Raw genomic sequence first — 24,300 nt, forward strand, 5'->3', positions numbered from 1 at the left:
GAAAGTGCGCGGGGAAAGGCATGGGTGGGTTACCCCGTGGCCCAACCAAAAAGATCAAAATTAACGGGAATAACAGGGAGTTAACGATGAAAGTAACAAAAACCACTATTATGGCAGGTGCTATCGCGGCAGTTGCCGGCGCTGCATCCGCAGAGGAAATGACTATTGTCTCTTGGGGCGGAGCTTACTCCAAGTCGCAGCTGAAAGCATATCATGAGCCCTATTCCGAGAAGTCCGGCGTCACGATCCTGAACGACGACAGCTCGGCTGAGGCGGTTGCTAAACTGCGTGCGATGAACGAAGCAGGCAACATCACCTGGGACGTGGTCGACGTTGTGGCGGCAGACGCAATTCGTCTGTGTGACGAAGGCCTGGCGCTGGAAATCGATCCGGACACCATGTTGGCACCGGCACCCGACGGAACCTCGGCTGCTGATGATTTCGGTGACTTGCTTGTCAGCGAGTGTTTCATTCCGCAAATCGTTTACTCGACTACATTCGGGTATCGTACGGATCTGGTGGGTGACACACCGCCGTCGGATGTTTGCGCAGTCTTCGATCTGGAAGCCTATCCAGGCAAGCGTTCACTTGAAAAGCGTGCCATCAACAACATGGAATGGGCTCTGATTTGTGACGGCGTGGCAAAAGACGACGTCTATGACGTGCTGGCGACTCCGGAAGGGCAGGATCAGGCCCTGGCCAAGCTAGGCACCATCAAAGACAACGTTGTCTGGTGGTCTGCAGGCGCGGACACGCCGCAGTTGCTGGCGGACGGCGAGATCATCATGGGTTCGACCTATAACGGTCGCCTGTTCAGCGTGATCGAAGAGCAGAAGCAACCCGTTGCAATGCTGTGGGATGCTCAGATATTTGATCTGGACGGCTGGATTATTCCTGCTGGTCTGAGCGAAGAGCGTCAGAAGCGCGCGCTGGACTACATCATGTTCGCAACCGATACGCAGCGCCTGGCAGATCAGGCCAAGTACATCTCGTACGGCCCGGCCCGCGCATCTTCGGCGCCGCTGGTGGGTCAGCACGCGGACCTGGGCATCGACATGGCACCTCACATGCCGACCGATCCCGAGAACGCCAAGAACACGTTCCTGTACAACTACGAGTTCTGGGCTGACTATCGCGATGACATCGAAGCAAAGTTCCAGGCTTGGCTGGCGAAGTAATCGCTGATTGAACCAAAAAACCAGCCGGGGCCAAGTTGGGCCCCGGCGTCAAAAAGTCAGGGAACGCAGATGAGCGACGCAACTCAATCAGGTCCGATGTTGGCGGCAGATGGTACGCCGCTGAAGAAATCACTGGCGCGTTCATTGCGTCGGCGTAAATTGCGGGCGTTGGCTCTGGTTGCGCCACTTTTGCTATTTGTACTGCTTTCGTTCGTCATCCCTATCATTTCCATGCTATTCCGATCGGTCGAAAACGGGATTGTCTCAGAGACACTTCCTTTGACAGTCGTTGAGTTACAGCAATGGGACGCCGAGAGCGGGGAATTGCCGGACGAAGCTTTGTATGAAGCATTTATTCGCGACATGGTTGTTGCCGTTGACGCCAAGCAACACACGAGACTGGGTACCCGCCTGAACTATGAGCAGACGGGCATGTCGTCGATGTTCCGAAAATCTGGACGTCAGATCAAACGGATAGATCCGGAGGCTGATGGTCCGTTCAAGGACAAACTAATCGAAATTCACGAAGGCTGGGGTGACGTGGACACCTGGCGTGTGATCAAAACGCATGCGGTGCCGATCACCAATGGATACTTCCTGAACGCCGTTGATATGCAACGCACGCCAGAAGGTGCGCAGGCCCAGCCTGAGGACAAACGTATCCTGATCAAGCTGTTCGGCCGGACATTGTTCATGTCGCTGATCATCACCGGGTCCTGTATTCTGCTGGCCTATCCGGTCTCATACCTCTTGGCCAATCTGCCGATGCGCGTTTCGAACATGCTGATGATTTTGGTACTGCTTCCGTTCTGGACATCGCTGCTGGTGCGCACGTCAGCATGGAAAGTGATGTTGCAACAACAAGGGGTGATCAACGAAACTCTGGTCTGGCTGGGGCTTGTTGCCGATGATGCCAGGTTGGTGATCATCAACAACCAGTTCGGCACGATCATTGCGATGACGCATATCCTGCTGCCGTTCATGATCCTGCCAATGTATTCGGTCATGCAGACGATCCCGATAACCTATACACGCGCGGCCAAATCGATGGGGGCAACGAACTGGATCACCTTCTGGAGGATTTACTTCCCGCAATCCATTCCAGGTATCGGCGCGGGCTCGATCCTCGTGTTCATTCTGTCCATCGGCTACTACATCACGCCCGAGATCGTGGGCGGCACCAAGGGTGTCTTCATCTCGAACCGGATTGCGTACCACATCTCATCCTCTCTGAACTGGGGACTGGCTGCGGCGCTGGGGACGATCCTGCTGGCGGTCGTTCTTCTACTCTACTGGTGCTACGACAAGATCGTTGGCATTGATAACGTCAAGCTGGGATAAAGAATATGGCTGCACTTACACCAATATCCCGCAAACCGTTGTCAGTGGTTCTGCCGGCTGTCGCAATCGCCGGAGGGTTTCTGGGCATGTTCGTTGGAGCCGGGCAGGGCAGCGTCCTGCTGGGTATCCTGATCGGCGCTGTTTTGATGGCAGGGTTGGCATGGCTGTATATCAATGTGCTGGACAACGAACGCGTTGCGCGCTGGATAACGATACTGGGCCTTGCCGCAATCGGATTTTTCTTTGCAGGCATTACAGGCTTGATTGTCGGGCTGCTGGCAGGTTGGTTCTTTGCCTTCTTCATCTTCTGGCTTTACGAAGGGCGCTATCGGCAAAAATTGCTGCCTTACATGACGGCAGGTCAGGTGTTGTGGCACTTTACTTTCCGGGTGATCTGCGGGGCGATCTTCGTGTTCCTGATCACACCAATCCTTGTGGTTCTGCCGCTGTCTTTCAATGCGCAGGACTTTTTCACCTTCACGCCCGAAATGCTGCGTCTGGACCCTGAAGGGTATTCACTGAAGCATTACCGCGACTTCTTCACCAACAATGAATGGCAGCGCAGCTTCAAGAACTCGTTGATCATCGCACCAATTGCGACCGTCATTTCGGTATCGCTTGGCACTCTGGCGGCGATAGGTCTCAGCCAGTCGCATGTTCCGGGGCGTCGGGCCATCATGGGCATTTTGATCTCGCCAATGATCGTTCCGCTGATCATCTCGGCCACGGGTATGTTCTTTTTCTACAGCGACATCGGCCGCTTTATGGAAGGCACGCTGGGCATGAACAAGAACTTTGTTGGCTATGTGAAAGTTGTTCTGGCCCATGCGGTCTTGGGGATTCCCTTTGTTATCATCACGGTGACCGCCACGCTGGTTGGCTTCGATCAGTCGTTGACGCGTGCTGCTGCGAATATGGGTGCGGGTCCGGTGCGGACGTTCTTCAAAATCCAGATGCCGCTGATCCTGCCGGGTGTGATTTCGGGCGGATTGTTTGCCTTCATCACTTCGTTTGACGAAGTTGTGGTGGTTCTCTTTGTCGGATCAGCCAGCCAGAAAACACTGCCATGGCAGATGTTCACAGGCCTGCGTGAGCAGATCAGCCCGACCATTCTGGCCGTTGCGACCATCCTTGTCGTGATCTCGATCGCGCTGCTGACCACGGTCGAACTGCTGCGGCGGCGGTCTGAACGCCTGCGGGGTCTCACCCCGGCTTGACGCGACTCAAAAGCTGATTTAGCGATTTCACCATGTACCCCGGTCACGATGGCGTCGTGACGCAACGCGGGGTGCATGGCTCTCGGATCCCGAGGCCGCTCGTCCTGAACGCCGGGACTTGTGGCCGGGCGATGCCAGTCCGGCGTTGAGGAGAGTCAAAGATGAAAGATCTGAACAATCGCCCCGAGTTTTTCACCTGCCACAACGGTGACAAAGCGCCGTTGCCATTCAGCCGGGCTGAATACGACCGTCGCCTTGCCAGTCTGCGCGCGACCATGGCGACACGGGACATTCCCGCAGTTCTGCTGACGTCGATGCAGAACATCGCTTACTACTCGGGCTTCCTGTACTGCTCGTTTGGTCGCCCCTATGGCTGTGTTGTAACGCAGGATGCCTGTACCACGGTTTCGGCCAATATCGACGCAGGGCAGCCCTGGCGCCGGTCGGTCGAAGAGAACGTGATCTACACCGATTGGAAGCGGAACAATTACTGGCGCGCCGTGGCCAGCCTGATCGGCTCCGCGCGCCGGGTCGGTATCGAGGGTGACCACATGACACTGGCAATGCGCGACACTGCGCTGGACATGTTGGGTGGGCCGGAACTGGTCGATATCGCGCCTGATACGATGGCTGCACGGATGGTGAAATCAGCCGAAGAGATCGAATTGATCAAAGGTGGCGCGCGTACTGCGGATGTTGGTGGCGCAGCTATCCACGCCGCGATCCGTGAAGGCGCGACCGAAATCGAGATCGCCATGGCCGGGCGTGACGCGATGGAGGCCGAGATTGCCCGCGCCTATCCGGATGCCGAATACCGCGACACATGGGTTTGGTTTCAGTCAGGCCTGAACACGGATGGCGCACATAACCCGGTCACCAAGCGCGCGTTGGAAAAGGGCGATATCCTATCCCTGAACACTTTCCCGATGATTTCAGGCTATTACACAGCGCTGGAGCGCACTCTGTTCTTAGGCGAACCCGACGCCGATAGCCTGCGCATCTGGAAAGCCAACGTTGCCGCGCATGAGCTGGGTCTGAGCCTGATTAAACCCGGCGCGACCTGCTCGGGGATCTGCGAGGAAATCAACCGCTTCTTCGCCGACGAGGGTCTGCTGCAGTACCGGTCCTTCGGGTACGGCCACTCTTTCGGTATCCTTAGCCATTACTATGGGCGCGAGGCAGGCCTGGAATTGCGTGAAGACATCGACACGGTTCTGGAACCCGGCATGGTCGTCTCGATCGAACCGATGTTGTGGATTCCCGAAGGTCAGAAAGGCGCTGGCGGATACCGTGAGCATGACATTCTGGTGGTCGAGGAAACCGGTGCCGAAAACATTACCGGCTTCCCCTATGGCCCTGAACACAACACGATCAGTGCATAATTGATTTGGCAGGAAGGGCGATCAGCCCTTCTTGCCACGTTCGTGAAAGATGAACCCGATGAAGTTCAGCAGAACCTGAGCCGCCAATATCTGCGTGCTTTCGGTCGGGTCGTAATTCGGAGCCACTTCGACAAGGTCGATCCCGACTACGTCTCCGCGTTTCGCAAGCCCCTGAATTATCTCCAAGACATCATAGTACTGGAACCCGCCGTGGCTGGGCGTGCCGGTGCCAGAGGCGATGGACGGGCAGAATGCGTCGATATCAATCGTGACATAATACCGGGCGCCTTCCGGGATGCGCGCCAACACGCCATCCGTACCGAGCTTGCGCACCTGCCGAACAGACAAAATGTCCGACCCGCGGGCGCGGGCGTCCTCATATCCTTCTTTGGCGGTTGACGACACGTTCCGGATGCCCAATTGCGTCATGCCCGAAACATACGATTTTTCAATTGCACGCCGCATGGGGTTGCCGTGCCCGGCGGTCACGCCATGCCGTTCGTCCACAAAATCCAGATGCGCATCAATCTGTACAACGTGGATAGGCCCGTTTTTCTCGCAATCGTTTTCGAAAGCGTTGATGCAAGGAATATTGACCGAGTGATCGCCGCCGATGGTGACGGGCAGGGCGCCTGCGTTCAGCATCTTTTCAACACCTAACTGGATGTTGGCGTGGCTTTCTTCGGTTTTGGTGTGGATGATATCCGCGTCGCCGATATCGACCATCCGGACCGAGCCATCCAAGTAAGTGGCATCATCCTCATGGTCATATGCGCCGGCATGGCCGAAGCTGAACAGAGTTGAAGCTTCGCGCACCGCACGCGGTCCAAACCGAGCGCCGGATCGCCACTGAGTTCCGAAATCAAAAGGCGCGCCCATGACGGCGACGTCAGCATCGATTTGATCCCAATCCTCGACGTACGGAGCTTTGCCAAAGGTCGATATGCCCACAAACGGCAGGTTCAGGCGACCGCCGGAATATCCATGAGACGTCATTGCAAGAATCCTGTTTATTGTTTTCCCAGAGCAGCTTAATCGGGACTTCTAAATCAGGATAGGCGAAACCGGATACATATTGCTCAAGCGCGGACTTGATTGTCCGCCTTGCCAGTGTGTATCTGGCGTAACTGCTTGAAAGGAAACACCGTGGGACGTCACGAACTGCCACCAGAGACGGGTGCCTTTTTTATCAATCTGGATCGGGTCCCAGTGCGCCGTGACTTCATGGAAGCGCAGTTCAATCATGCAGGCTTGGTGGGTGCCACCCGGTTTGGCGCGACGGATGCCCAGAAACCCGGAGTTGTGGACGCCAGCGGCTATGTTGCCGGATCGGGCAGTCGCTGGGGTTTGACGCAAAGCGAAATCGCCTGTTTTGAAAGCCATCGCGCGGTTTGGCAGGCGGTCGTGGATCAAAACCTGCAAGCGGTGGCCATTTTTGAAGATGACGTCGAAATGTCCATTCAGGCAGGATGTGTGATTTCAGCACTGATGGCGGACCCAGATGCCTTTGACATGGTGAAGCTGGACTATTCCCCCAAATCTCTTCGTTTTGGGCCAGAGACGCGTATCGCAGGCGTCACCGTCCGGCCCATGCTGGAAATGGCCCCGAGTGCGGCCGCCTATGTGCTTTCTCAGCGGGCCTGCCAGAAACTGCTGAATTGGTCCGAAAAGTATTCGGATCACCTGGATGATTTCGTCTCCATCCCACGGTCGGATTGGCGGATGTATCAGTGCTTTCCGGCTGTTGGGGTGCAGATGATCTGGTCGAAACAGCAAAATCACACGGTCGAAGAGGTGAAGGTCAGCGAACGATCCCTAAACCAGAAAACCAACAGCGGGCTGGATAAGGGGCCGCTTTGGTTCCGCCTTCGGCGGGAATTGGTCGCGGCGCGACGTAAGTTGTATTGGCGCGTGGGAGGCCAGACGCGATTGCTGGAACAGGGGGGATACGTCGGGTTCATCCCCTGCGCCGACGATCTGAGCGTGTGAATTCATGTCTCAACACGCCACCTAAATGGTCGCCCCGCAGTGCATCCGCTTCATAAGCGTTAACAAAACTGTCAATATGATATAACCTCGTGACGTTAGTGGTGAATAACGTTTGGGTTATGTGTTGTGGGGCAGACAATTTACGAAAGATACGGTGGCTTCAAAACGATCTCGCGGATCGTGATGACCTTTTACGAAATGGCGTTGGAGTCCGATCAGATCGGCGGTCATTTCGAAGACATTGATATGCCCCGGTTGATTGATCATCAGACCAAGTTTGTTTCGTCCTTGGTTGGTGGACCTGCATCCTTTAGCGATGACAGGATCGAGGCGGTTCATCGTCACCTGAACATCTCTCACGCCGATTTTGACGAGATGGCCGCGCTTTTCAGCGAGGCCCTGTCGATGCATGGAATGGAAGACGCGCATATTAAAATTGCCCTTGATGCCATCGAGTCAAAACGAGCCATCATCGTGGCACGCGACGCCGCATGAGTATTCTGGCAATAAACGAACAGCTGCTCCGCGCGATCGGTGTCGGCGTCGCTGTTGTACGGGCTTCGGATTTGGGTTTCGTGTTTCACAACGGTCCATTTACCGAGTGGTTTGGGGCGCCGGCCGAAGGTCAGACCCTGTTGGATTATTTTCCCGACCTTGATCCAAAAGAGCTTGAAGACGTCAAGCAATCCGGCTTGCGCTATTCGGCCGAGCTGCAGGTCAAGCCCAAGCGCCGGACGCTGATATTCGCTGTCGCAGTGTCCTTGGCCAACGGCCTTTCCGAACAGGTGCTGGTGGTCGAATTTCAGAACATCACCCGCATTCGCGAGCTTGAGAGCATGATCGACAGTTATTCGACCATGGTCGAACGTAATACGCGCGAATTGGAACGCGAGAAAGAGCGGGTCGAACGGTTGCTGTTGAACCTCATGCCACGCGCTGTGTACGAAGAGTTCAAGACCTTTGGTGTCGTTACGCCGCAGCTCTACGATCAGGTCTCGGTCGTGATGCTGGATTTTGTGGGCTTTACGGATTTTGCGGCAAAGACCGACCCGACTGTGACACTCAGCGAGTTGAACGATGTATTCACGGCCTTCGACAGGATCGTCGAACAATATGGCTGCGAACGGATCAAAACTATCGGGGACGCTTATCTGGCTGTCTCGGGTATGCCGGACGCTACACCGGATCATGCGACGGCCGTGGCCCATTGTGCGGTCCGGTTCTTGCGATATCTCGAACGGCGCAACGAAAGTCATCCGCATAAATGGCAGGCTCGGATCGGTCTGGGAATGGGGCCGGCTGTCGGCTCGGTCGTGGGTATTCAGAAATACGTCTACGACGTATTTGGTCCGGCCGTGAACATTGCTTCACGCCTGCAAGTCTTTGCAAACCCAATGAATATTGTCGCCCCGGAAGAAATGAAATACGCGTTGATTGACGAGTTCCAGGTCTCGGATATTGGGCCGGTGGATATCAAGGGCATGGGTCAGATGGATCTGATTAACGTCACTTCGGGCCTTAGTGTTCCGGCGCCAAGGACCAGGTTCTAGCGCGGATATCAGTCGTCCTGCGGCACCAGGCCCAAACCCCGCAAATAGATACCAATGCCGCTTTCCAGCAGGTCCTCTGGCGGGAATGGAGAGCTGGCACCTGTGTTTCGGGCATAGAGCTCAACAACGCCATGGCTCATGGCCCAGATGTGAGCACTGAACATCGAAGCGGGTGGCCGTTTTTCTGGCGGGATGTGTTGCGAAAGATCTGCGGCTGCTTTTTCCAGCACGCTCTTGGCCCGGTTCGCGGCCAGCGCCAATTCAGGCGTTCGGTTTACGGATATCCCGCTTTCGAACATGGCGATGTAGTGACCAGGGTGCTTGCGGGCAAAAGCCAGGTAAGCCCGACCGGTTGCCTCAAACGCGGCAAGGGCTGAGGGTTGGCCCGTGTCATAGGCGTACTGCATCAAGTCGGCGAACATTTCAAAGCCCTGACGGGCGGCCTCGGCGATCAAGTCCTCGCGCCCCTGAAAGTGCCTGTATACCGCCGCAGGTGTTACGCCTGCGGTCTTCGCGGCCTCGGACAGGGTAAAACCGGTCGGTCCCTTTTCTTCGATCAGCGACAGGGCGGCCTCGATCAGGGCTTGCTTGAGATTGCCGTGGTGATACCCGCGTTTCGCCATGCCTGTGTCACGAGCCTTTTTGTTTAAGTTCCGGGGAACCAAGACATAATCCACGCCTGCCGGTTCGTCCAACCCTTGGCAGCAATGGAGCGCGAAAATGTCATCACGCGTCCAACACCTCGGGTCCGCCGCAAATCAGTGGATCGATCTTGCCAATAGCCTTCTTGTCTTTTTCATCATATTCCAGCGCGTGCAAAACAGTTCGTATTGCCGCGATGCGGGCGCGTTTTTTGTCGTCTGAGCGAATGATGGTCCAAGGGCAAAGGTCTGAGTGACTGCGGGTCAGAGTTTCCGAGATCGATTGCGTATACTCGTCCCACTTACCAAGCCCCGCAATGTCGATTGTGCTGAGTTTCCATTGCTTCAGCGGATCTGTCTCACGTGCCAGAAAGCGGTTCAGCTGCTCCGCGCGCCCGACGTTAAGCCAGAATTTGAACAGTTTGATCCCGTCATTCACCAGTCCGGTTTCAAGCGGCAGAACTTGCCTGAAAAAACGTTCGCGTTCTTCGGGTTCGCAAAAACCAAAGACGTTTTCGACCACACCGCGATTGTACCAGCTGCGGTCAAAGAACACGATTTCGCCTGCCGCAGGCAGATGTTGAACGTAACGTTGGAAGTACCATTGGCTGCGTTCGGTGTCGGAGGGTTTGCTCAGCGCCACGTTGCGGGCGCCGCGCGGATTTAGGTTCTCACGAAAGCGTTTGATCGTACCACCTTTTCCGGCGGCATCGCGGCCTTCGAAAATGATAGCAACGCGATTGTCTGTTTCCCTGACCCAGGATTGCATTTTGACCAGCTCGATCTGCAGCAGATCCATTTCTTTCTCGTAATCCTTACGCTTCATTCTTTCTTCGTAAGGATATGTCGGGTTCAGGATGTCGTCTTTCTTTGCGTTTTCAATGGCTGATCGCACCTCTTTCGGGGCGTCCTTGCGGAAATACTTTTCAATGGAACCTTTTTCCGAACGGGCCATTAGCTACCTCGCCATAAAATCCATATCCTACTATGGATTAGCTGGCGGTTTAACGCAAACCCGCTCGCTCGGCCGCGCGGTCGATTGCTGAGGCAACCTCGGGGGCGGCCACAACCTGCGGCATGTGACCAATACCCGGAAGCTCGATCAGTTCCGCGTCGGGGATTTGGTCGACCAGTTGTTCTGCATGCCAGGCAAACTTGACAGTGGTGTCAGCCGTTCCGTGAACAACTTCGGTCGGTACGGAAATTTCCCCATAGCGGGGTTGCAGGGCGCGAACTTCGTCCAGCAGGTTGGCCCGTTGCTTGGCATTCGCATGCATCGAGGCGCGTCGCATCGTTAGGCCGGGGCCGAAATGCTGAGCATACCCTTCGGGTGCCGTCTGCGGGGCAAAGACCTTGTCCAGCGCTTTTTCCACGTACCATTCAGGGACAAATGCGGTGATCAGGGGCAGGGCCAGCGTATTGCCCGCCTCAGTCGACGCCAGCTTGTTGAAACCGTCCAGTGGCGTCTCCCACGGGATCGCAGCCGGTGCGATCAAAACAAGGGCAGAAATGTTGTCGGGCCGGGTGACCGCCCAAGCCAGCGATACGGACCCGCCATAGCTTTGCCCTGCAACAATGGGTTTTTCCGCGCCCAACTTGGCAGCGGCCTTTTGCAAGATTAACGCTTGCTCCTCAATGGTTTCTCCGTTCGAATTGAAGCTGTCGCTATAGCCCAGACCGGGTCGGTCGAACACGATCACACGGAAGTTCTCGGCCAGGATCGGTGCAAGAGCAAAACTCATGTCACGGGTGTTACCGCTGGACCCGTGGATCAAAACCACATCGGGGCCGTCGCCCATGACCACCGCATGGACGGCGATACCGTCGACCATCACCATTTCACCCTCAGGAGGGAAACGAGCCTCAGCCGCAGCTTCGTTCTGTGCTGCGCGCCAGACGGTCAGCAGGATCAGACCCGATAGAACGAGGCCAAGGAATATCAGAACTTTAATGACCAACGTCTTCCATGTTGAACGGGGTGGACTGGTAAATCTCATTGATCCAGTTGCCGTACAGCAGATGCGCATGGCTGCGCCATCTGTTTTGCGGCGGTTGTGATGGATCGTCGTCTGGATAGTAGTTCATCGGCACATTGATCGGTGTCCCGTTCGAGACATCGCGATCATATTCCTGCTTCAACGTATCGCTGTCGTATTCGAAATGGTTGAAGATATAGATCGCACGATGCGAGGGGTCCTCGACCAGACAGGGGCCGACCTCATCGCTTCCCAACAATGTCGTCAGGCCAGGCGCGCTGTTGATCTCAGATTGGTTCATTGTGGTCCAGCGGCTGACAGGGATCACGCAATCATCAGAAAACCCACGCAAAAACGGGGAAGAAGGAGCCAGATTCTGGTGCCGATAGCAACCAAACGCCTTGGCATCGAGCGCCTGTTTGTCGATGCCGTGGAAATGGTTGATCATCGCCATACCACCCCAGCAAACGCCAAAGGTGGAATGGACGTTTTTCTGAGTCCACTCAAAAACCTCGGTCATCTCGTCCCAATAGGTGACGTCATCGAACTCCAGATGCTCGATCGGCGCGCCCGTGATGATCAGGCCGTCGAATTTCTGATCCTTTACCTCTTGGAACGGTTGATAGAACTCGGCCATGTGATCGGCGGCGGTGTTCCTGGTGCGATGTTCGGTCATGCGGATCAGCGACAGGTCGATCTGCAGCGGAGTCGCTCCGATCAGACGCGCGAACTGGTTTTCTGTCTGAATTTTCTTGGGCATCAGATTCAGCAATCCGATCCGCAAGGGACGGATGTCCTGACGCATTGCCTGATCCGCGGCCATGACCATGACGCCCTCTTTGGTGAGAACGTCGTAAGCGGGCAGGTCGGAAGGGATCTTGATCGGCATCAGGTGCAAGCCTTTGGAGTTATTGTGTAGAGGCGGTAATTAAGCCCGGTTTGTCCGGGTCTCAAGGGTGCGTTCGATCAACTCATCGAAATCACCCGCATCGCGGACCTTGTGCATGTCATCAGCGGTGACTGTGACACCCCAATTGTCCGCCATGGCCTGATAGCGCGGTTGGCGGTGCGCCAGTGCGCGGGCATAGGTCCAGCGAATAAAGGCGTCCGGGTCGACGTCCTCGGGTGCGTAACCATGTTCGGTGAGGTATTCGTCCCAGACACGGGTCAGAAACTCTGCCTGATAGGACATCGGCTTAGGGGCCTTATCGAAACGGCGGATCAGTTCTGCGGTGTGATCTTCATCGCCCTTGATCCAGATCATCAGGGTTCGGCGGGACAGCTCGGACAGGACGTGATCTGCCGGGTCTTCGGGATCGACCCATTCGCAGATTGACCCGCCGGTATCGCAGATGAAGTTCGGGTATTGATACAAACGCTTGGCGCGATCGATGAAATACTCGGTGTCCAACAGGGCGTGGATCTCAGCAAGGCGGAACTGTTCCTGCCTACGACGATATTCAGTAAGCTCAAGCCCGCCGTGCGCCGGGTTGCCCGGTTTGCCCAGATAGGTCGCAACCGGTGTCAGGTTTTCGAACGAGATATTCGAGCCGATATAGATCGAATCCGACAGCAACAGGTCGCGCAGGAATGGAACTTTCATCGCCTCGGCTTTGGCGTTGTCGATGATGTATTCGCCCATGTACCGGGTACCGATGCGGTAGTCGATCGAGTAGTGGAACCAGTCCCCGGAATCGCGCAGCACGTTCGACACATAGGTCTTGCCCAGCCCCGACATGCCGAAGAACAGCACTTTTTTCCGGGCCGCTTCGCGCCAGTCCTTTGCTGAGCTGTAGATCATTGTCCGCTGTCCCTTTTTCTGACCTAGCTAAAACGGGCAGGGGGCGGCGTCAATCACGTGAGCGGGACCAGTTCAGAATCAACAACCCGATCGCCAACACGGCAAAGCCCAAAAAGGCCTGCGGCGGTAAGGTTTCGTCGCGCACCAGTGTGCCTAAAACGATGGCGACTGGCGGTATGACAAGCGTTACTAACATCAGGTTTCCGGCCCCGGCCATGGCAAGAACGCGGTAGTACAGCAAGTACGCTCCGGCTGTTGCGATCAGGGCGTAATAGGCAATGGCCGCCCACGCGATCGCCGGCAAGTTCAAAACGGGAAGCCCGTCGACCACGAGGGAAACAGGCAAAATCAGAATGGTTGAGCCGGTCAGCATGCCAGCTGCGGCAACTATGGGAGACAAGCCAGACAACTTGATTCTGGCCCAGGCGCTGGCCAACGCGTAAGAAACTGTTCCTGCGATGATTGCCAGTTGGGCAACGCTTTGAAGGTTGAAAGTCGCGAAATTCTTGAGGCCAATTGCAATTGCTACACCCAGAAACCCCAGACCGACGCCCACACCACGAGCAAGGGTCAACCTCTCGTCCTTGAAAAACATAGCGGCGATCAGGACGCCGAAGACGGCGGTTGCTGCATTCAGGATCGAGGTCAGGCCAGTTTCGATGTAAAGCTGCCCCCAAGCCATAAGCGAGAATGGGATGGCATTGTTCAACAACCCCATCATCAGGAATGCGCCCCAGATGCGCGGACTGGTGGGAACACTCAGCTTTTTAACCCAGACAACGATCCACAACGCCAGCATCGCCCAGAATACGCGGTGCAGAACCGAGGTCATGACGGGGATCGTGTCCAATGCGACGCGGATCGAGATAAAGGATGCGCCCCAGATCACGCCCAGAAGCAACAGTTCGGCCCAAGCCCTTGGAGACAGGTGTTTTTGAGGTTCCATAGCCCGTTCTCGCATTCCCCAAGGCGATGTTCGACCCGAAACTTGCGCAAAGAAAAACCCCGCCGAAAGTGGCGGGGTTTTTGTAGTTGGTTCGGTAGGCGGGATCAGTTCAGCGTGTAAGTGAGCTGAAGGCCGACGCTCCATGCCGAGTTGCCCGAGAATTCGCCACCTGTTGTGGTGGTCGCGTCTCCGATGTCGGTATAGCGGATGCCGCCAGAAATCTGAGCCTGCTCGAAGGAGTATGTACCACCTACGCCAAGGCTCCAGAAACCGTCGGTGGGGCCGAGGTTCGAAACAGCAGAACCCGAGGACGTTTCATAGCCCGCAGAGATCGCGCCAGAAAACTCTTCGGTGAACTTGTAGCCAAGACCCAGTGTGTAGGTGAAGGTGTCGTCCGCGTAATCAACCAGGTTCTGTTGCGCAGCGGCAGTATAAACCGGCGGTGCCAGAACTGTCTGCGGCCAGTCAACCCAGCGGATCGAGCCGAACAGCAGCGTTTTAGGTGCCACACCGGTCTGGAAGTCCAGATTTACCGATTGAGGCGTCACAACTTCGGTTTCGGTCTGTGCGGTCACAAGCGGTGCGGGGACGGGCGGTGGTCTTCGGTTGATGGACTCCGTCGAGTCGAAATCGTGCGTGATTTTAGAGTTGTAGGTCAGTGCGACACGTGCCGCGATTTCGGGACGTTCCCATGCGACGCCTACGACGTAACCGAAGTCAACCTCAGAGCCGGATTCAAATTCGTAACCGGCAACAACCGGGACAGCAACCGTTGCCTTGGCTCGCTGTGCGCGAATACCGCCGATTGCGCTGAAGCCGCCATCGAACTTGTAACGCACCAGGGCAGTAATCGCATCAACATCCGCTTTAGCGCGCAAAACGTCGGTGCGACCACCAAAAGCGGCCAAGGGGTTCTGCGACAAAGGATAGTTCGACGGGTACTCGACATCGGCACCGTACGGTTCATCATAAATGAGAGCAAAGTCCAACTGATCGGTAAACGAATGCTTGTATGCCAGGTGTGGTGTCCAGAAGCTTTTGGCGATGTTTCCGGAATCAACACCGTTCTGCTCACCGCTCACGTCGGGGTTTGCGTAACCCAAACGGAACTGAACAACAGAACCTTCCTCAAACAGAATGTTGACGCCCTGGCCGCTGCGATCAAGACCGCCTGCGTAAGCACCGGTTGCGCCAACGCATACCGCACACGCCTGTAGAAGCGCTTTTTTCATTAGTTCCTCCCTCTAGGTCTCCTGGAGGTCAGCGCCTGTTGATATGTGGTGCGGACTGACCTGCATTGTGGTGCTCGTTATTTTCTTGAGCTTTACCTTATCGTCAACTGGTGACCGTGCGTTACTTGTGTTGAGTGTCGCGAAGAGGTGTTGCCAAACTGTTACGATTCTCGGCGTGAACGTTCAGGAAAATACCTACGAAAATTACCGCAGCGCCTAATAGGGTCCAGTGATCCAGCGGTTCGTGATACAGAACCATACCTATGACCGCGATTGTGGGCAGGCGTGCAAAGTCAAACGGCACCACAACGGTTGCCGGGGCAATCGCCAGCGCATTTGTGATGCAGTAATGCGCCAGCAGCCCGGCCAGTCCCACCAGCAACAAAAACGGTGCTGTGCTTGCCGAGGGCAGGGTGATTTGTCCGTCGATACCCGATGCGATCAGCCCCAGCACGGCTTGCATTACTGTCAGCCAGAACATGATGCATCCGATGCTGGCAAAACGAGTGAGGGACTTTGTTGATATCGTTGTTAAGGCAAAGAAAATAGCGGACATAGCAGCGGTCATCACACCTGCACTGAGAGGCACGGAGCCCGGCCGGGCGACCAGAAGAATTCCCGCAAATCCGATCAACGCCGACATCATGCGCACCGCCGTCAGACGTTCTTTCAACAAAAGCGGAGACAGCAGGATGACCCAAATGGGTTGCGTGAATTCCAGCGCAAAAACCTGTGCCAGAGGAATGACACCGACTGCGTAGAACCACAGGTTCTGCCCGGTGAAATGCAGCACGTTGCGAACCCCATGCAATCCGATCCGTTCGGTCGAGACTTGATGCCATTTGCGTGTCAGGGTCAGAATCAGGGCGACCACGCAAATTCCGACGAGGCTGCGGTAGAACATGATCTCGAACGTGTCATGGGTCACGCTCAGTTCACGGCCAGCGATTGCCATAGCTGAAAATGAGGCAATTGCCCCTGTCATCCAAAGTGCGGCTTTGACTAGATGACTCGGTGAGCGCGTCAAAACGGTAATACCTGAACACAACCGGGCGTGATGGCCAGACGCCGGCTCCGGTCGGGCAAATTCCGCGTTAGACGTAAGAGCATGGATTGAGCCTATCGGTTGTTGCGGAAAAGATAGTCCTGCTGGTTCAGGGCGGTTTCCAATTTGTAGCCAACGGTGCCCAGAAATCCCTGCAGTCGATCCAGGTCCCGGCACTCGATCAACATAAAATCAAAGCGAAACCGGTCATGATCAATCCCCTTCAGAACATTCAGTTCCGCCCCTTCGACATCCAGAGACAGCAGGTTTATTCTGCTGGGGGCTTCAGCCTCGATGAGAATTTCGTTGAGCGGGCGCGCGACCGCGCCGAAAGAGAAACTGACCTCGGTTTCTTTCATATGTAGCTGGGCATTCTTTAAATGCTCGCTTCGATCCGCAAGGTCTAATTCCTGTCCGACACTGACGCTCATCAGGTTTGCGTAAACCATCTCGATCAGACGATCGGGAAATCCGAATTCGACGCAGGCATTGCAAAAAACCTTGCTCCGACTTCCACGTAGAGAGAAACATTTAAGGAAGTTATGCGGTGCCGGTTCGATCAGGACACCCTGCCATCCCCGCTCTTTCTCGAAATAGTAGGTGTTGGATTGCGTGACGCCGTCATTGGCCCCGAGTTCCACAAAGGAACCGTTGTCGAAATCCAGATAGGGCTCAAGCTTCTGATCCAGAGCGTTCAGCCCATAATATCTGGTATTTTGTGGGTTGAGACGCTTTGAAACCGAATTTCTGATCTTGTTGAGTATTTTCACAACGCCCATCCTATCGTGTGTCGGCGGCATCGCATCCGCAGCGTCCTAGCTGTCGTCGGCGCTCAGAATGCCCAGCCCACCTATAGGGGCCAAAGGTTTCTTTCTCGGCAGTTGCCGCGATGGATTGAGATAGGCCGATGTGGTCCATGTATAGGAATTTATCGGGCCGAAGCCGTTGAAATCGCATCTGTTCCAGCCTGTGGCCTCGTCCAGCAAGGCGATGCAGTCCGGGTGCCTGTCCGAATTGTCGAACACAATCATTGTCGGATCTATCCGTTTCTGCTGGAACTGTTCCCGAACAAATCTGGCGCAGGCGTTGCGATAGCGCCCATCGATGACGACGATATCGGCATTTCGTATTTCATCGCGTTCAACATATTGCGCTTCTTCCCGCTCGAAGAAATAGGTGAAATGCGGTTTGTCGGCGAGAGAAGCAGAAATCTTGTCAAACCAGCCTTTGTCGTTTTCGACCGACGTTACCTCTGCACCTGCATTCAGATAGTAGATCGAAGAGTTCCCGCTGCCATATTCCAGAACGCGAACGCCGTTCAGATCGAAGCTGTCCAGGTATTCGATGGCCGGATATGTGTACCACGGGATTTCACGGCCCTCACCATCGCGGCAGTCCCAGTTTTCTATGGAATTGTATTGGCCATAAGTTTCACCCAGAATCCGGTAGGTTTTGACCTGTTCCAGTGACGCTTTCGACGCACGTTTCAGGACCTTTCGCAATATCCAGAAATGGGTGTTCGTCATGAAGGCCCCTCGCTGATGAAAGTGGATTAAATGTTCTCAACGCGCACAATTGACACAAACTGGCGTCTATTCCCACTCAATCGTGCCCGGAGGTTTCGAGGTGATGTCATAGGTACAGCGATTGATGCCCTTGACTTCGTTGATGATCCGCGTAGCCGTTTCGCCTAGGAATTCGTGGCTGAATGGATAATAGTCAGCCGTCATACCATCCACCGATGTCACCGCACGCAGGGCGCAAGCGTAGTCATAAGTGCGCCCGTCGCCCATGACGCCAACGGTGCGAACCGGTAGAATCGCGACAAAGGCTTGCCAGATTTCGTCATAAAGGCCGTGCTTGCGAATCTGGTCGATATAGACCGCATCCGCTTCGCGCAGGATGTCCAGCTTTTCGCGGGTGATCTCACCGGGGCAGCGAATCGCCAGACCGGGACCGGGGAAAGGGTGACGACCAATAAAGCTCTGCGGCAGGCCCAGTTCGCGGCCTAGGGCGCGAACCTCGTCCTTGAACAGCTCGCGCAATGGTTCGACCAGTTTCAGGCCCATTTTCTCTGGCAGTCCGCCAACGTTGTGGTGCGATTTGATCGTGACCGAGGGGCCGCCCGAGAAGGACACCGATTCAATGACGTCCGGATACAGCGTGCCTTGCGCCAGAAACTCTGCACCATCGATGGTGTCAGCGTGTTTCTGGAACACGTCGATGAACAGCTTGCCGATAATCTTGCGCTTGGTCTCGGGGTCGCTTTGACCTTCGAGTTCACCAAGGAACAGATCGCTTTCGTTCGCGTGGATCAGCTGGATGTTGTAATTATCGCGGAACATGCCGACGACTTCTTCGGCCTCGTTCTTGCGAAGCAAGCCATGGTCCACGAATACACAGGTCAGCTGATCGCCGATTGCCTCGTGGATCAGGATCGCCGCGACCGAGCTGTCGACACCACCGGACAGACCGCAAATGACCTTTTTGTCGCCGACCTGCTCGCGGATCTTTTCGATCATTTGTTCGCGATAGGCACCCATGGTCCAATCGCCCTTGAACCCGGCAAGTTTGACGAAGTTCTCATACAGTTTTGCACCCTTGGGTGTGTGGTGCACTTCGGGGTGGAACTGAACCGCATAGAAGTGACGGTTGCTGTCCGCTGTAATCGCGAAAGGTGCGTTGGGGGAGGTGCCGTAAACGGTGAAACCGGGCGCGATTTCGCTGACATGGTCGCCGTGGCTCATCCAGACTTGTTCATCGCCATCGGTGAACCAGCCGTCCAGAATATCCAGCTTTTGGTTGGGGGTCACAAACGCACGCCCAAACTCGGCCGTGCCGTGTCCGCTTTCAACCTTACCGCCCAGCTGGTGCATCATCACCTGCTGGCCGTAGCAGATGCCAAGGATTGGAACGCCGTAATCAAAGATCTCCTGCGGTACACGGGGCGAACCCTCACGTGTCACACTGTCAGGACCGCCCGAGAATATCACGGCCTTGGGGGCCATTTCCCGCACAAAGTCCATCGTGACTTTTTGATAGGGGTGGATTTCGCAATAGACATTCAGCTCGCGCAGGCGGCGCGCAATAAGCTGCGTAACCTGGCTGCCGAAGTCGATGATCAGAAGGCGGTCATGGGTGTCTTGGGTCATGGTTGGCTATTAGGTCGCAAGGCTTGCATGTGCAAGCGCTATGACGTCATTTGTGCAATTGAGCCTCAGGATAATACAGAAAGAGCGCGAGATGCCCGAGATCAAACTACGCCGCGCAAGTGCCGCTGATACCGAAGCCGTCACAACCTGTATTGCAGCGGCCTATGCGGATGCACTTCGCGATATTCCTGATCTGCCCGATGTCACGGACGGCGTTGGCGACGACATCGTCGCGCATCAGGCCTGGGTTGCCACGCAGGATGAAGACATCGTCGGGTTTATTGTTTTTGACCAGGTCGATTCTGCGGTGATGATCTTTAACCTTGCCGTATCGCCAAAGGCACAAGGGGTAGGGTTGGCGAGGCGGTTGATCGGAATAGCTGAACAAGAAGCCAAGGGAACGGGCACCGCTAAGCTCAGGTTGCGAACGCATAAATTGATGCAAGCGACAGTCTCCATGTACCTCTACTTGGGCTGGCACGAGAAAGAGGTGAGCGGCAAGACCATCCTTATGGAGAAGGAACTTGAGTGATTAGAGCAAGTGCCTGACGGTTTTGGTTCCTGCGGATGTCGCTTTTCCCCCTATAGCGCCGTAAATTAGATGCATTGCCCCAAATGCTTGCTGTAACAAACTGATCAAACCAACCAATAGACGGGATCTTCTCATGGCAGAGGCAAACACCCGGCGTCGGGCAAGAGGTGGCGGTGGCGCCGCCCGCCGGGCCGAACGTACCGCGGTTCGCATCGAAACGGCGAAATACATCGAACGGAATATTCCGAACTTCGAGGTTCTCAACGAAGAAGCGTTGGAGATCATCGAAACCAATGCGGAAACCATTCTGGCCGAAGTCGGCGTGAACTTTGTCGACAACCCAGCCGCGTTGCAGCGCTGGAAAGATGTTGGCGCCGATGTCGATGGTGAACGCGTCCGCATTCCGCGCGGTTTGGCGCGTCAGCTGATCAAAACAGCGCCCAGCGAATTCACGCAGCATGCCCGTAACCCCGAGAAATCGGTTGTCATCGGTGGCCGCAATCTGGTTCTGGCCCCGGTGTACGGCCCACCCTTTGTGCGGGACGCCCAAGGTGGCCGTCGCTATGCGAACATGGAAGATTTCAACAAGTTCGTTAAACTGGCGTATATGTCCAAGTGGTTGCACCATTCGGGCGGGACCGTGTGCGAACCGACAGATATTCCGGTGAACAAGCGTCACCTTGACATGCTGATGGCGCACATGACCTTGTCGGACAAGCCGTTCATGGGCTCGGTCACCGATCCCAGCCGTGCGCAGGATTCGGTTGAGATGTGTGAGATTCTGTTCGGCAAAGAGTTCGTTCAGGAAAACACAGTGATGACCTCGCTGACCAACATCAACTCGCCGATGACCTTCGACGACGTGATGATGGGCGCGCTGGAAGTTTATGCGAAGAACAATCAGGCCTGCATCATCTCGCCCTTTATCGTGGGTGGTGCGATGGCGCCTGTTTCGATTGCCGGGACACTGACGCAGGTTTTGGCCGAAGTTCTGGCTGGCGTGGCGTATAGTCAGATCATCCGTCCGGGCGCGCCTGCGATTTTCGGTGCCTTTGTGTCATCGATCGATATGAACTCTGGCGCGCCGACATTTGGTACGCCCGAGGCATCGATGGTTACCTACGGTGCGGGCCAGCTGGCGCGACGTCTGAACCTGCCGTTCCGCTCGGCCGGGTCGTTCTGCGGCTCGAAACTGCCTGATGCACAGGCGGCCTATGAGACCGCAAACTCACTGAATATGGGGCTGATGGCTGGCGTGAACTTCATGCTGCACTCGTGCGGCTGGCTTGAAGGCGGTCTTGTTGCAGACTTCGAAAAGTTCGTCATGGATGCCGACCAGTTGGGCGTTCTGCACGGTCTGGCCAAGGGCGTGGCCTATGATGAAAACGCGCAGGCGATGGATGCGATCCGCGAAGTTGGCCCGGGCGGTCACTATCTGGGCTGTGCCCATACGCAGGCGAATTTTAAAGAAGCGTTCTGGAAGTCCGAGGTTCTGGATTACAAACCCTTTGAGACTTGGGAAGACGAAGGCGGGCGCGACACACGTCAACTGGCCACGTCGCGGGTCGAGCATCTGCTGGCCAACTACCAACAACCGCAACTCGACCCCGCCGTCAACGAAGCATTGAACGCATACGTGGCGGAAAAGAAAGCATCCATGCCGGATGCCTTCACCTGATCATTGATACTGCGTGGCGCGACTGGCTTTGAACAGTTGCGCCTCGCCCAATAGCGCAATCAGCAGGTCCAGATGGCGGACCAGCGAATAGGCGGCGTCTTCGGCCAGTCTTTGGGCGTTTACCTCTCGTTCCAATTCCAACAGACGAACCAATGCAGACCCTGTGCCGGGCAGTGATCCGTATCCCAGAACACGTTGAAGATGCCGGTCCCGATCATACTCCTGCGCCCCAATTTTTGCGGCCCGAGCCAACAGGCGTGGGCGGCGGAGCGTTGTAATCATGGTCATCAGGTCCTGCATTTCGTTGATCCCTTGGTTGAACAGAAGATAGCCATTTGTCACACAGCTTAAGCGAGTGTTGCCTTGTGTGGGTTCCCTCCGAACTCTGACTTCATGAGTGTTTATGATTTTGAATCAAATCTGGTTGTTGTCTGTCCCGGTTAACGAACGAGTAACGAAAGCGGCTCTAGTTAGAATTGGTTAACACATTCACCGGGGGCGATTGAGAACCGATTGTTTTGTCGACGAGGGCAAGTAACTATGCAAGAAAACATGGCTTTCACCATTCCGGCGTGGGTGCCTGAAGGGGCGCAGAGATACCTGGCGCATACCGAAACCGGTCAATCGATCCGCGACATCGCGCGATCCGTGGGGTGCCATGCGTCAACCATACTCAGACAGATCCGACGTATTGAAATGCGCCGGGACGATCCATTGGTGGATGCTGCTCTGCAAGCGCTGGCAGAGGACCATTTCACGGATCAACAGGGGCGTACTGGGTCCCTGAACGAGGCTTTGGGTATTCAGGCCAACGATGCAGCAAGCAAGGACGATGAGTTTAACCGCGAAGCTCTTCGAATACTGCGCCGCCTTTGCGAAACCGGCGCGGTTCTGGCTGTGGCGGAAGAGATGGACAAGGCTGTGGTCGTTCGGAACACCGGCGACAGCGGGACCGCAAGAACTGCGGTCGTCGATTGCACGATTGCGCAAGCGCTGGCTCTGAATGATTGGATATCCTGCGATAATCCCGGACGTATTTCACGGTATCGCATCTCTTCCGCTGGGCGGTCGGCCTTAAGCCAACTGATCGCCGAGGCCGAGAACAAAGCTCGCGCCAGAAACGAGTTCGGCATGGCCGAGGCGCAATCGCCGTTTCAGCCGCATGGAGAACAAAGACAGGAAATGTTGCCGCACGGTGCCAGACGTATTCGCTACAGTGCCGCCGAAAGCCCGCTGATCGCGTTGGCGCGCAGGCGGGACAAGGACGGAAAGCCCTTTCTCGACGAAACTCTGGTCGGCGCTGGCGAACGGCTGCGCGAAGACTTTGAACTGTCGCAGATCGGTCCGCAGGTTGCCCAAAACTGGGATCACTTTCTAACGGCCGGGGGGCGGGGAAGTTTCGCAAATGGAACGTATGCTGGGCAGGGGTCCTCAGACGCGCGCGCTCGGGTTGAACGTGCCCTGTCGGATCTGGGACCGGGGTTAAGCGACGTGGCACTGCGGTGCTGCTGTTACCTTGAGGGGCTCGAATTAGCCGAAAAACGCATGGGGTGGTCGGCGCGTTCCGGGAAGATCGTGTTGCGCATCGCCTTGCAACGTCTAAAGCGCCATTACGAAGATCAAGCAGAGAAAACTCGCCTGATTGGGTAGAAATTCCATAATTCGCAGTTGAGGTTTCAGGGGGTAGTGATAGGAATTGCCTATGAATTTTACCCTCAGGCAGCTTCAGTATTTCAATGCGGTGGCAGATCAGCGCAATTTTGGTCGTGCGGCGCAGGTCTGCCATGTCTCACAACCCGCGCTGTCGGTTCAAATCAAAGCGTTGGAAGAGACCTTGGGCGGGCCGCTTTTCGAACGTCAGGCCCGCGACATACTGCTGACGCCGTTGGGGCGCGACGTGCTGGACTACGCCCGTCAGGTGCTAGGCGCGGCAGACAGGCTGGACCAGTTCGCAAAGGATCATTCCGTTGGGCATCGGTCTTTGGCGATTGGAATCATCCCGACAATTGCGCCTTATCTTTTGCCTGGAGTGCTTGCCGGGCTGCGCACAGCCGATGTCTCCTTGCGAGTGCAGATCCGCGAGGCACGGACCGAGCGCTTGCTGGCCATGCTGCGGGCCGGGGAAATCGATGCCGGTGTGATGGCCTTGCCGGCCGGTGGCAGCGAATTGTTCGAATTGCCGCTTTTCGAGGATCGCTTTCTGCTTGCCGGAAGCGCGGGGCGGCTTGGGACAGTACACTCAGACCCGGATGCCTTGCGCCCGGTGGATCTGCAGACCGCGCAGTTGATGTTGCTGGATGACGGACATTGCCTGACGGATCAGGCTCTTGAGGTCTGTGGTCAAGACAGAAGCAGCGGTTTGATCAATATGGGGGCGTCCTCATTGGCTACCCTGTCGCGACTGGTTGCGGAAGGGTTTGGTCTGACACTCATGCCTGAACTCGCGGCCCGCTCGGAGACCGAAGCTGTTCCGGGGCTCAAGCTCATGCGGTTCGGGGCACCGCAGCCTGCGCGGACGGTGGGGTTGGTCCGGCGCCTTTCGACGGGACATGAAGACTGGTTCGACAGTCTTGCGGAAGTCATCCGGCGTGTTGGCGATGATATCGTAACCGCGACCCGCCATTAAAAAAGGCCCGCCTG

Annotated in this window: 24 protein-coding genes; 11 read left to right on the top strand and 13 right to left on the bottom strand. The window is 55.9% G+C overall.

Annotated elements, in window-relative coordinates; all coding sequences use genetic code 11:
* Positions 1-86: 86 nt before the first annotated feature.
* The 4 genes from AC2FIO_RS01710 to AC2FIO_RS01725 all read left to right on the top strand — a co-directional run bounded on the left by AC2FIO_RS01710 (position 87) and on the right by AC2FIO_RS01725 (position 5,118).
* Entirely contained in the window at positions 87-1,178 is a 1,092-nt protein-coding gene (locus AC2FIO_RS01710; RefSeq protein ID WP_282118588.1) for an extracellular solute-binding protein, read from the top strand.
* Between the two features lie 69 nt (positions 1,179-1,247).
* Positions 1,248-2,519: an ABC transporter permease gene (locus AC2FIO_RS01715; protein WP_496695273.1), complete on the top strand. Its 1,272-nt coding sequence runs from the start codon at positions 1,248-1,250 to the stop codon at positions 2,517-2,519.
* Between the two features lie 5 nt (positions 2,520-2,524).
* Positions 2,525-3,736: an ABC transporter permease gene (locus tag AC2FIO_RS01720; protein ID WP_496695275.1), complete on the top strand. Its 1,212-nt coding sequence runs from the start codon at positions 2,525-2,527 to the stop codon at positions 3,734-3,736.
* Between the two features lie 161 nt (positions 3,737-3,897).
* Positions 3,898-5,118, top strand: a complete 1,221-nt coding sequence (locus AC2FIO_RS01725; protein WP_496695276.1) for an aminopeptidase P family protein — start codon at positions 3,898-3,900, stop codon at positions 5,116-5,118.
* Between the two features lie 21 nt (positions 5,119-5,139).
* Here the strand turns inward: AC2FIO_RS01725 and speB are convergent, their stop codons facing one another.
* Complete coding sequence (gene speB / locus AC2FIO_RS01730) at positions 5,140-6,114, bottom strand: agmatinase (RefSeq protein WP_496695278.1); 975 nt, start codon at positions 6,112-6,114, stop codon at positions 5,140-5,142.
* A 150-nt stretch (positions 6,115-6,264) separates the two neighbouring features.
* On the opposite strand from speB, the gene AC2FIO_RS01735 reads away from it, so the two are divergent.
* The 3 genes from AC2FIO_RS01735 (at position 6,265) to AC2FIO_RS01745 (ending at position 8,657) form a co-directional block, all read left to right on the top strand.
* Complete coding sequence (locus tag AC2FIO_RS01735) at positions 6,265-7,107, top strand: glycosyltransferase family 25 protein (protein ID WP_496695280.1); 843 nt, start codon at positions 6,265-6,267, stop codon at positions 7,105-7,107.
* A 126-nt stretch (positions 7,108-7,233) separates the two neighbouring features.
* Positions 7,234-7,602: a group I truncated hemoglobin gene (locus AC2FIO_RS01740; RefSeq protein ID WP_199913459.1), complete on the top strand. Its 369-nt coding sequence runs from the start codon at positions 7,234-7,236 to the stop codon at positions 7,600-7,602.
* On the top strand, positions 7,599-8,657 hold the full coding sequence (locus AC2FIO_RS01745) for an adenylate/guanylate cyclase domain-containing protein (protein WP_496695282.1): 1,059 nt from the start codon (positions 7,599-7,601) through the stop codon (positions 8,655-8,657). Before AC2FIO_RS01740 ends, AC2FIO_RS01745 begins: the two co-directional genes overlap by 4 nt.
* A gap of 8 nt (positions 8,658-8,665) precedes the next feature.
* Here AC2FIO_RS01745 and AC2FIO_RS01750 read toward each other — a convergent pair whose 3' ends face one another.
* The 11 genes from AC2FIO_RS01750 to guaA form a co-directional block, all read right to left on the bottom strand.
* A complete protein-coding gene (locus AC2FIO_RS01750; protein WP_058271885.1) occupies positions 8,666-9,280 on the bottom strand; it encodes a TetR/AcrR family transcriptional regulator in 615 nt (204 codons plus the stop codon).
* A 103-nt stretch (positions 9,281-9,383) separates the two neighbouring features.
* Positions 9,384-10,253, bottom strand: coding sequence for a polyphosphate kinase 2 (gene ppk2, locus AC2FIO_RS01755; protein WP_496695285.1), 870 nt, complete (start codon positions 10,251-10,253; stop codon positions 9,384-9,386).
* 49 nt (positions 10,254-10,302) lie between these two features.
* Positions 10,303-11,295 (bottom strand): alpha/beta fold hydrolase, encoded by a 993-nt coding sequence (locus AC2FIO_RS01760; RefSeq protein ID WP_496695287.1) that lies wholly within the window; start codon positions 11,293-11,295, stop codon positions 10,303-10,305.
* A complete protein-coding gene (metA, locus tag AC2FIO_RS01765; protein ID WP_496695289.1) occupies positions 11,246-12,163 on the bottom strand; it encodes a homoserine O-acetyltransferase MetA in 918 nt (305 codons plus the stop codon). Before metA ends, AC2FIO_RS01760 begins: the two co-directional genes overlap by 50 nt.
* A gap of 39 nt (positions 12,164-12,202) precedes the next feature.
* A complete protein-coding gene (locus AC2FIO_RS01770; RefSeq protein ID WP_496695291.1) occupies positions 12,203-13,075 on the bottom strand; it encodes an ATPase in 873 nt (290 codons plus the stop codon).
* 49 nt (positions 13,076-13,124) lie between these two features.
* Positions 13,125-14,021, bottom strand: a complete 897-nt coding sequence (locus AC2FIO_RS01775) for a DMT family transporter (protein WP_496695293.1) — start codon at positions 14,019-14,021, stop codon at positions 13,125-13,127.
* A 104-nt stretch (positions 14,022-14,125) separates the two neighbouring features.
* Entirely contained in the window at positions 14,126-15,253 is a 1,128-nt protein-coding gene (locus tag AC2FIO_RS01780) for an OmpP1/FadL family transporter (protein WP_058277787.1), read from the bottom strand.
* A 121-nt stretch (positions 15,254-15,374) separates the two neighbouring features.
* Complete coding sequence (locus AC2FIO_RS01785) at positions 15,375-16,280, bottom strand: DMT family transporter (protein WP_496695295.1); 906 nt, start codon at positions 16,278-16,280, stop codon at positions 15,375-15,377.
* 92 nt (positions 16,281-16,372) lie between these two features.
* Entirely contained in the window at positions 16,373-17,068 is a 696-nt protein-coding gene (locus tag AC2FIO_RS01790) for an FkbM family methyltransferase (RefSeq protein WP_496695297.1), read from the bottom strand.
* Positions 17,069-17,113: 45 nt separating this feature from the next.
* The gene (locus AC2FIO_RS01795) at positions 17,114-17,824 is read right to left on the bottom strand and encodes a hypothetical protein (protein ID WP_496695299.1); all 711 of its coding nucleotides are present in this window, start codon (positions 17,822-17,824) and stop codon (positions 17,114-17,116) included.
* A gap of 66 nt (positions 17,825-17,890) precedes the next feature.
* Positions 17,891-19,450 (bottom strand): glutamine-hydrolyzing GMP synthase, encoded by a 1,560-nt coding sequence (gene guaA / locus AC2FIO_RS01800; RefSeq protein ID WP_496695301.1) that lies wholly within the window; start codon positions 19,448-19,450, stop codon positions 17,891-17,893.
* A 58-nt stretch (positions 19,451-19,508) separates the two neighbouring features.
* Between guaA and AC2FIO_RS01805 the strand changes: the two genes are divergently transcribed.
* Together AC2FIO_RS01805 and AC2FIO_RS01810 are read left to right on the top strand one after the other, a co-directional pair.
* Positions 19,509-19,982, top strand: a complete 474-nt coding sequence (locus AC2FIO_RS01805; RefSeq protein ID WP_496695303.1) for a GNAT family N-acetyltransferase — start codon at positions 19,509-19,511, stop codon at positions 19,980-19,982.
* Between the two features lie 133 nt (positions 19,983-20,115).
* Positions 20,116-21,660, top strand: coding sequence for a trimethylamine methyltransferase family protein (locus AC2FIO_RS01810; RefSeq protein ID WP_058271464.1), 1,545 nt, complete (start codon positions 20,116-20,118; stop codon positions 21,658-21,660).
* Here the strand turns inward: AC2FIO_RS01810 and AC2FIO_RS01815 are convergent, their stop codons facing one another.
* Entirely contained in the window at positions 21,661-21,960 is a 300-nt protein-coding gene (locus AC2FIO_RS01815; protein WP_282168416.1) for a DUF6477 family protein, read from the bottom strand.
* Between the two features lie 240 nt (positions 21,961-22,200).
* Here AC2FIO_RS01815 and AC2FIO_RS01820 point away from each other — a divergent pair, with 240 nt between their 5' ends.
* The gene (locus tag AC2FIO_RS01820) at positions 22,201-23,310 is read left to right on the top strand and encodes a DUF6456 domain-containing protein (protein ID WP_496695305.1); all 1,110 of its coding nucleotides are present in this window, start codon (positions 22,201-22,203) and stop codon (positions 23,308-23,310) included.
* 52 nt (positions 23,311-23,362) lie between these two features.
* Positions 23,363-24,286, top strand: coding sequence for a hydrogen peroxide-inducible genes activator (locus tag AC2FIO_RS01825; RefSeq protein WP_282168414.1), 924 nt, complete (start codon positions 23,363-23,365; stop codon positions 24,284-24,286).
* The last annotated feature ends 14 nt before the right edge of the window (positions 24,287-24,300 follow it).

The sequence above is a fragment of the Ruegeria sp. CDSB086 genome (genome assembly GCF_059611065.1).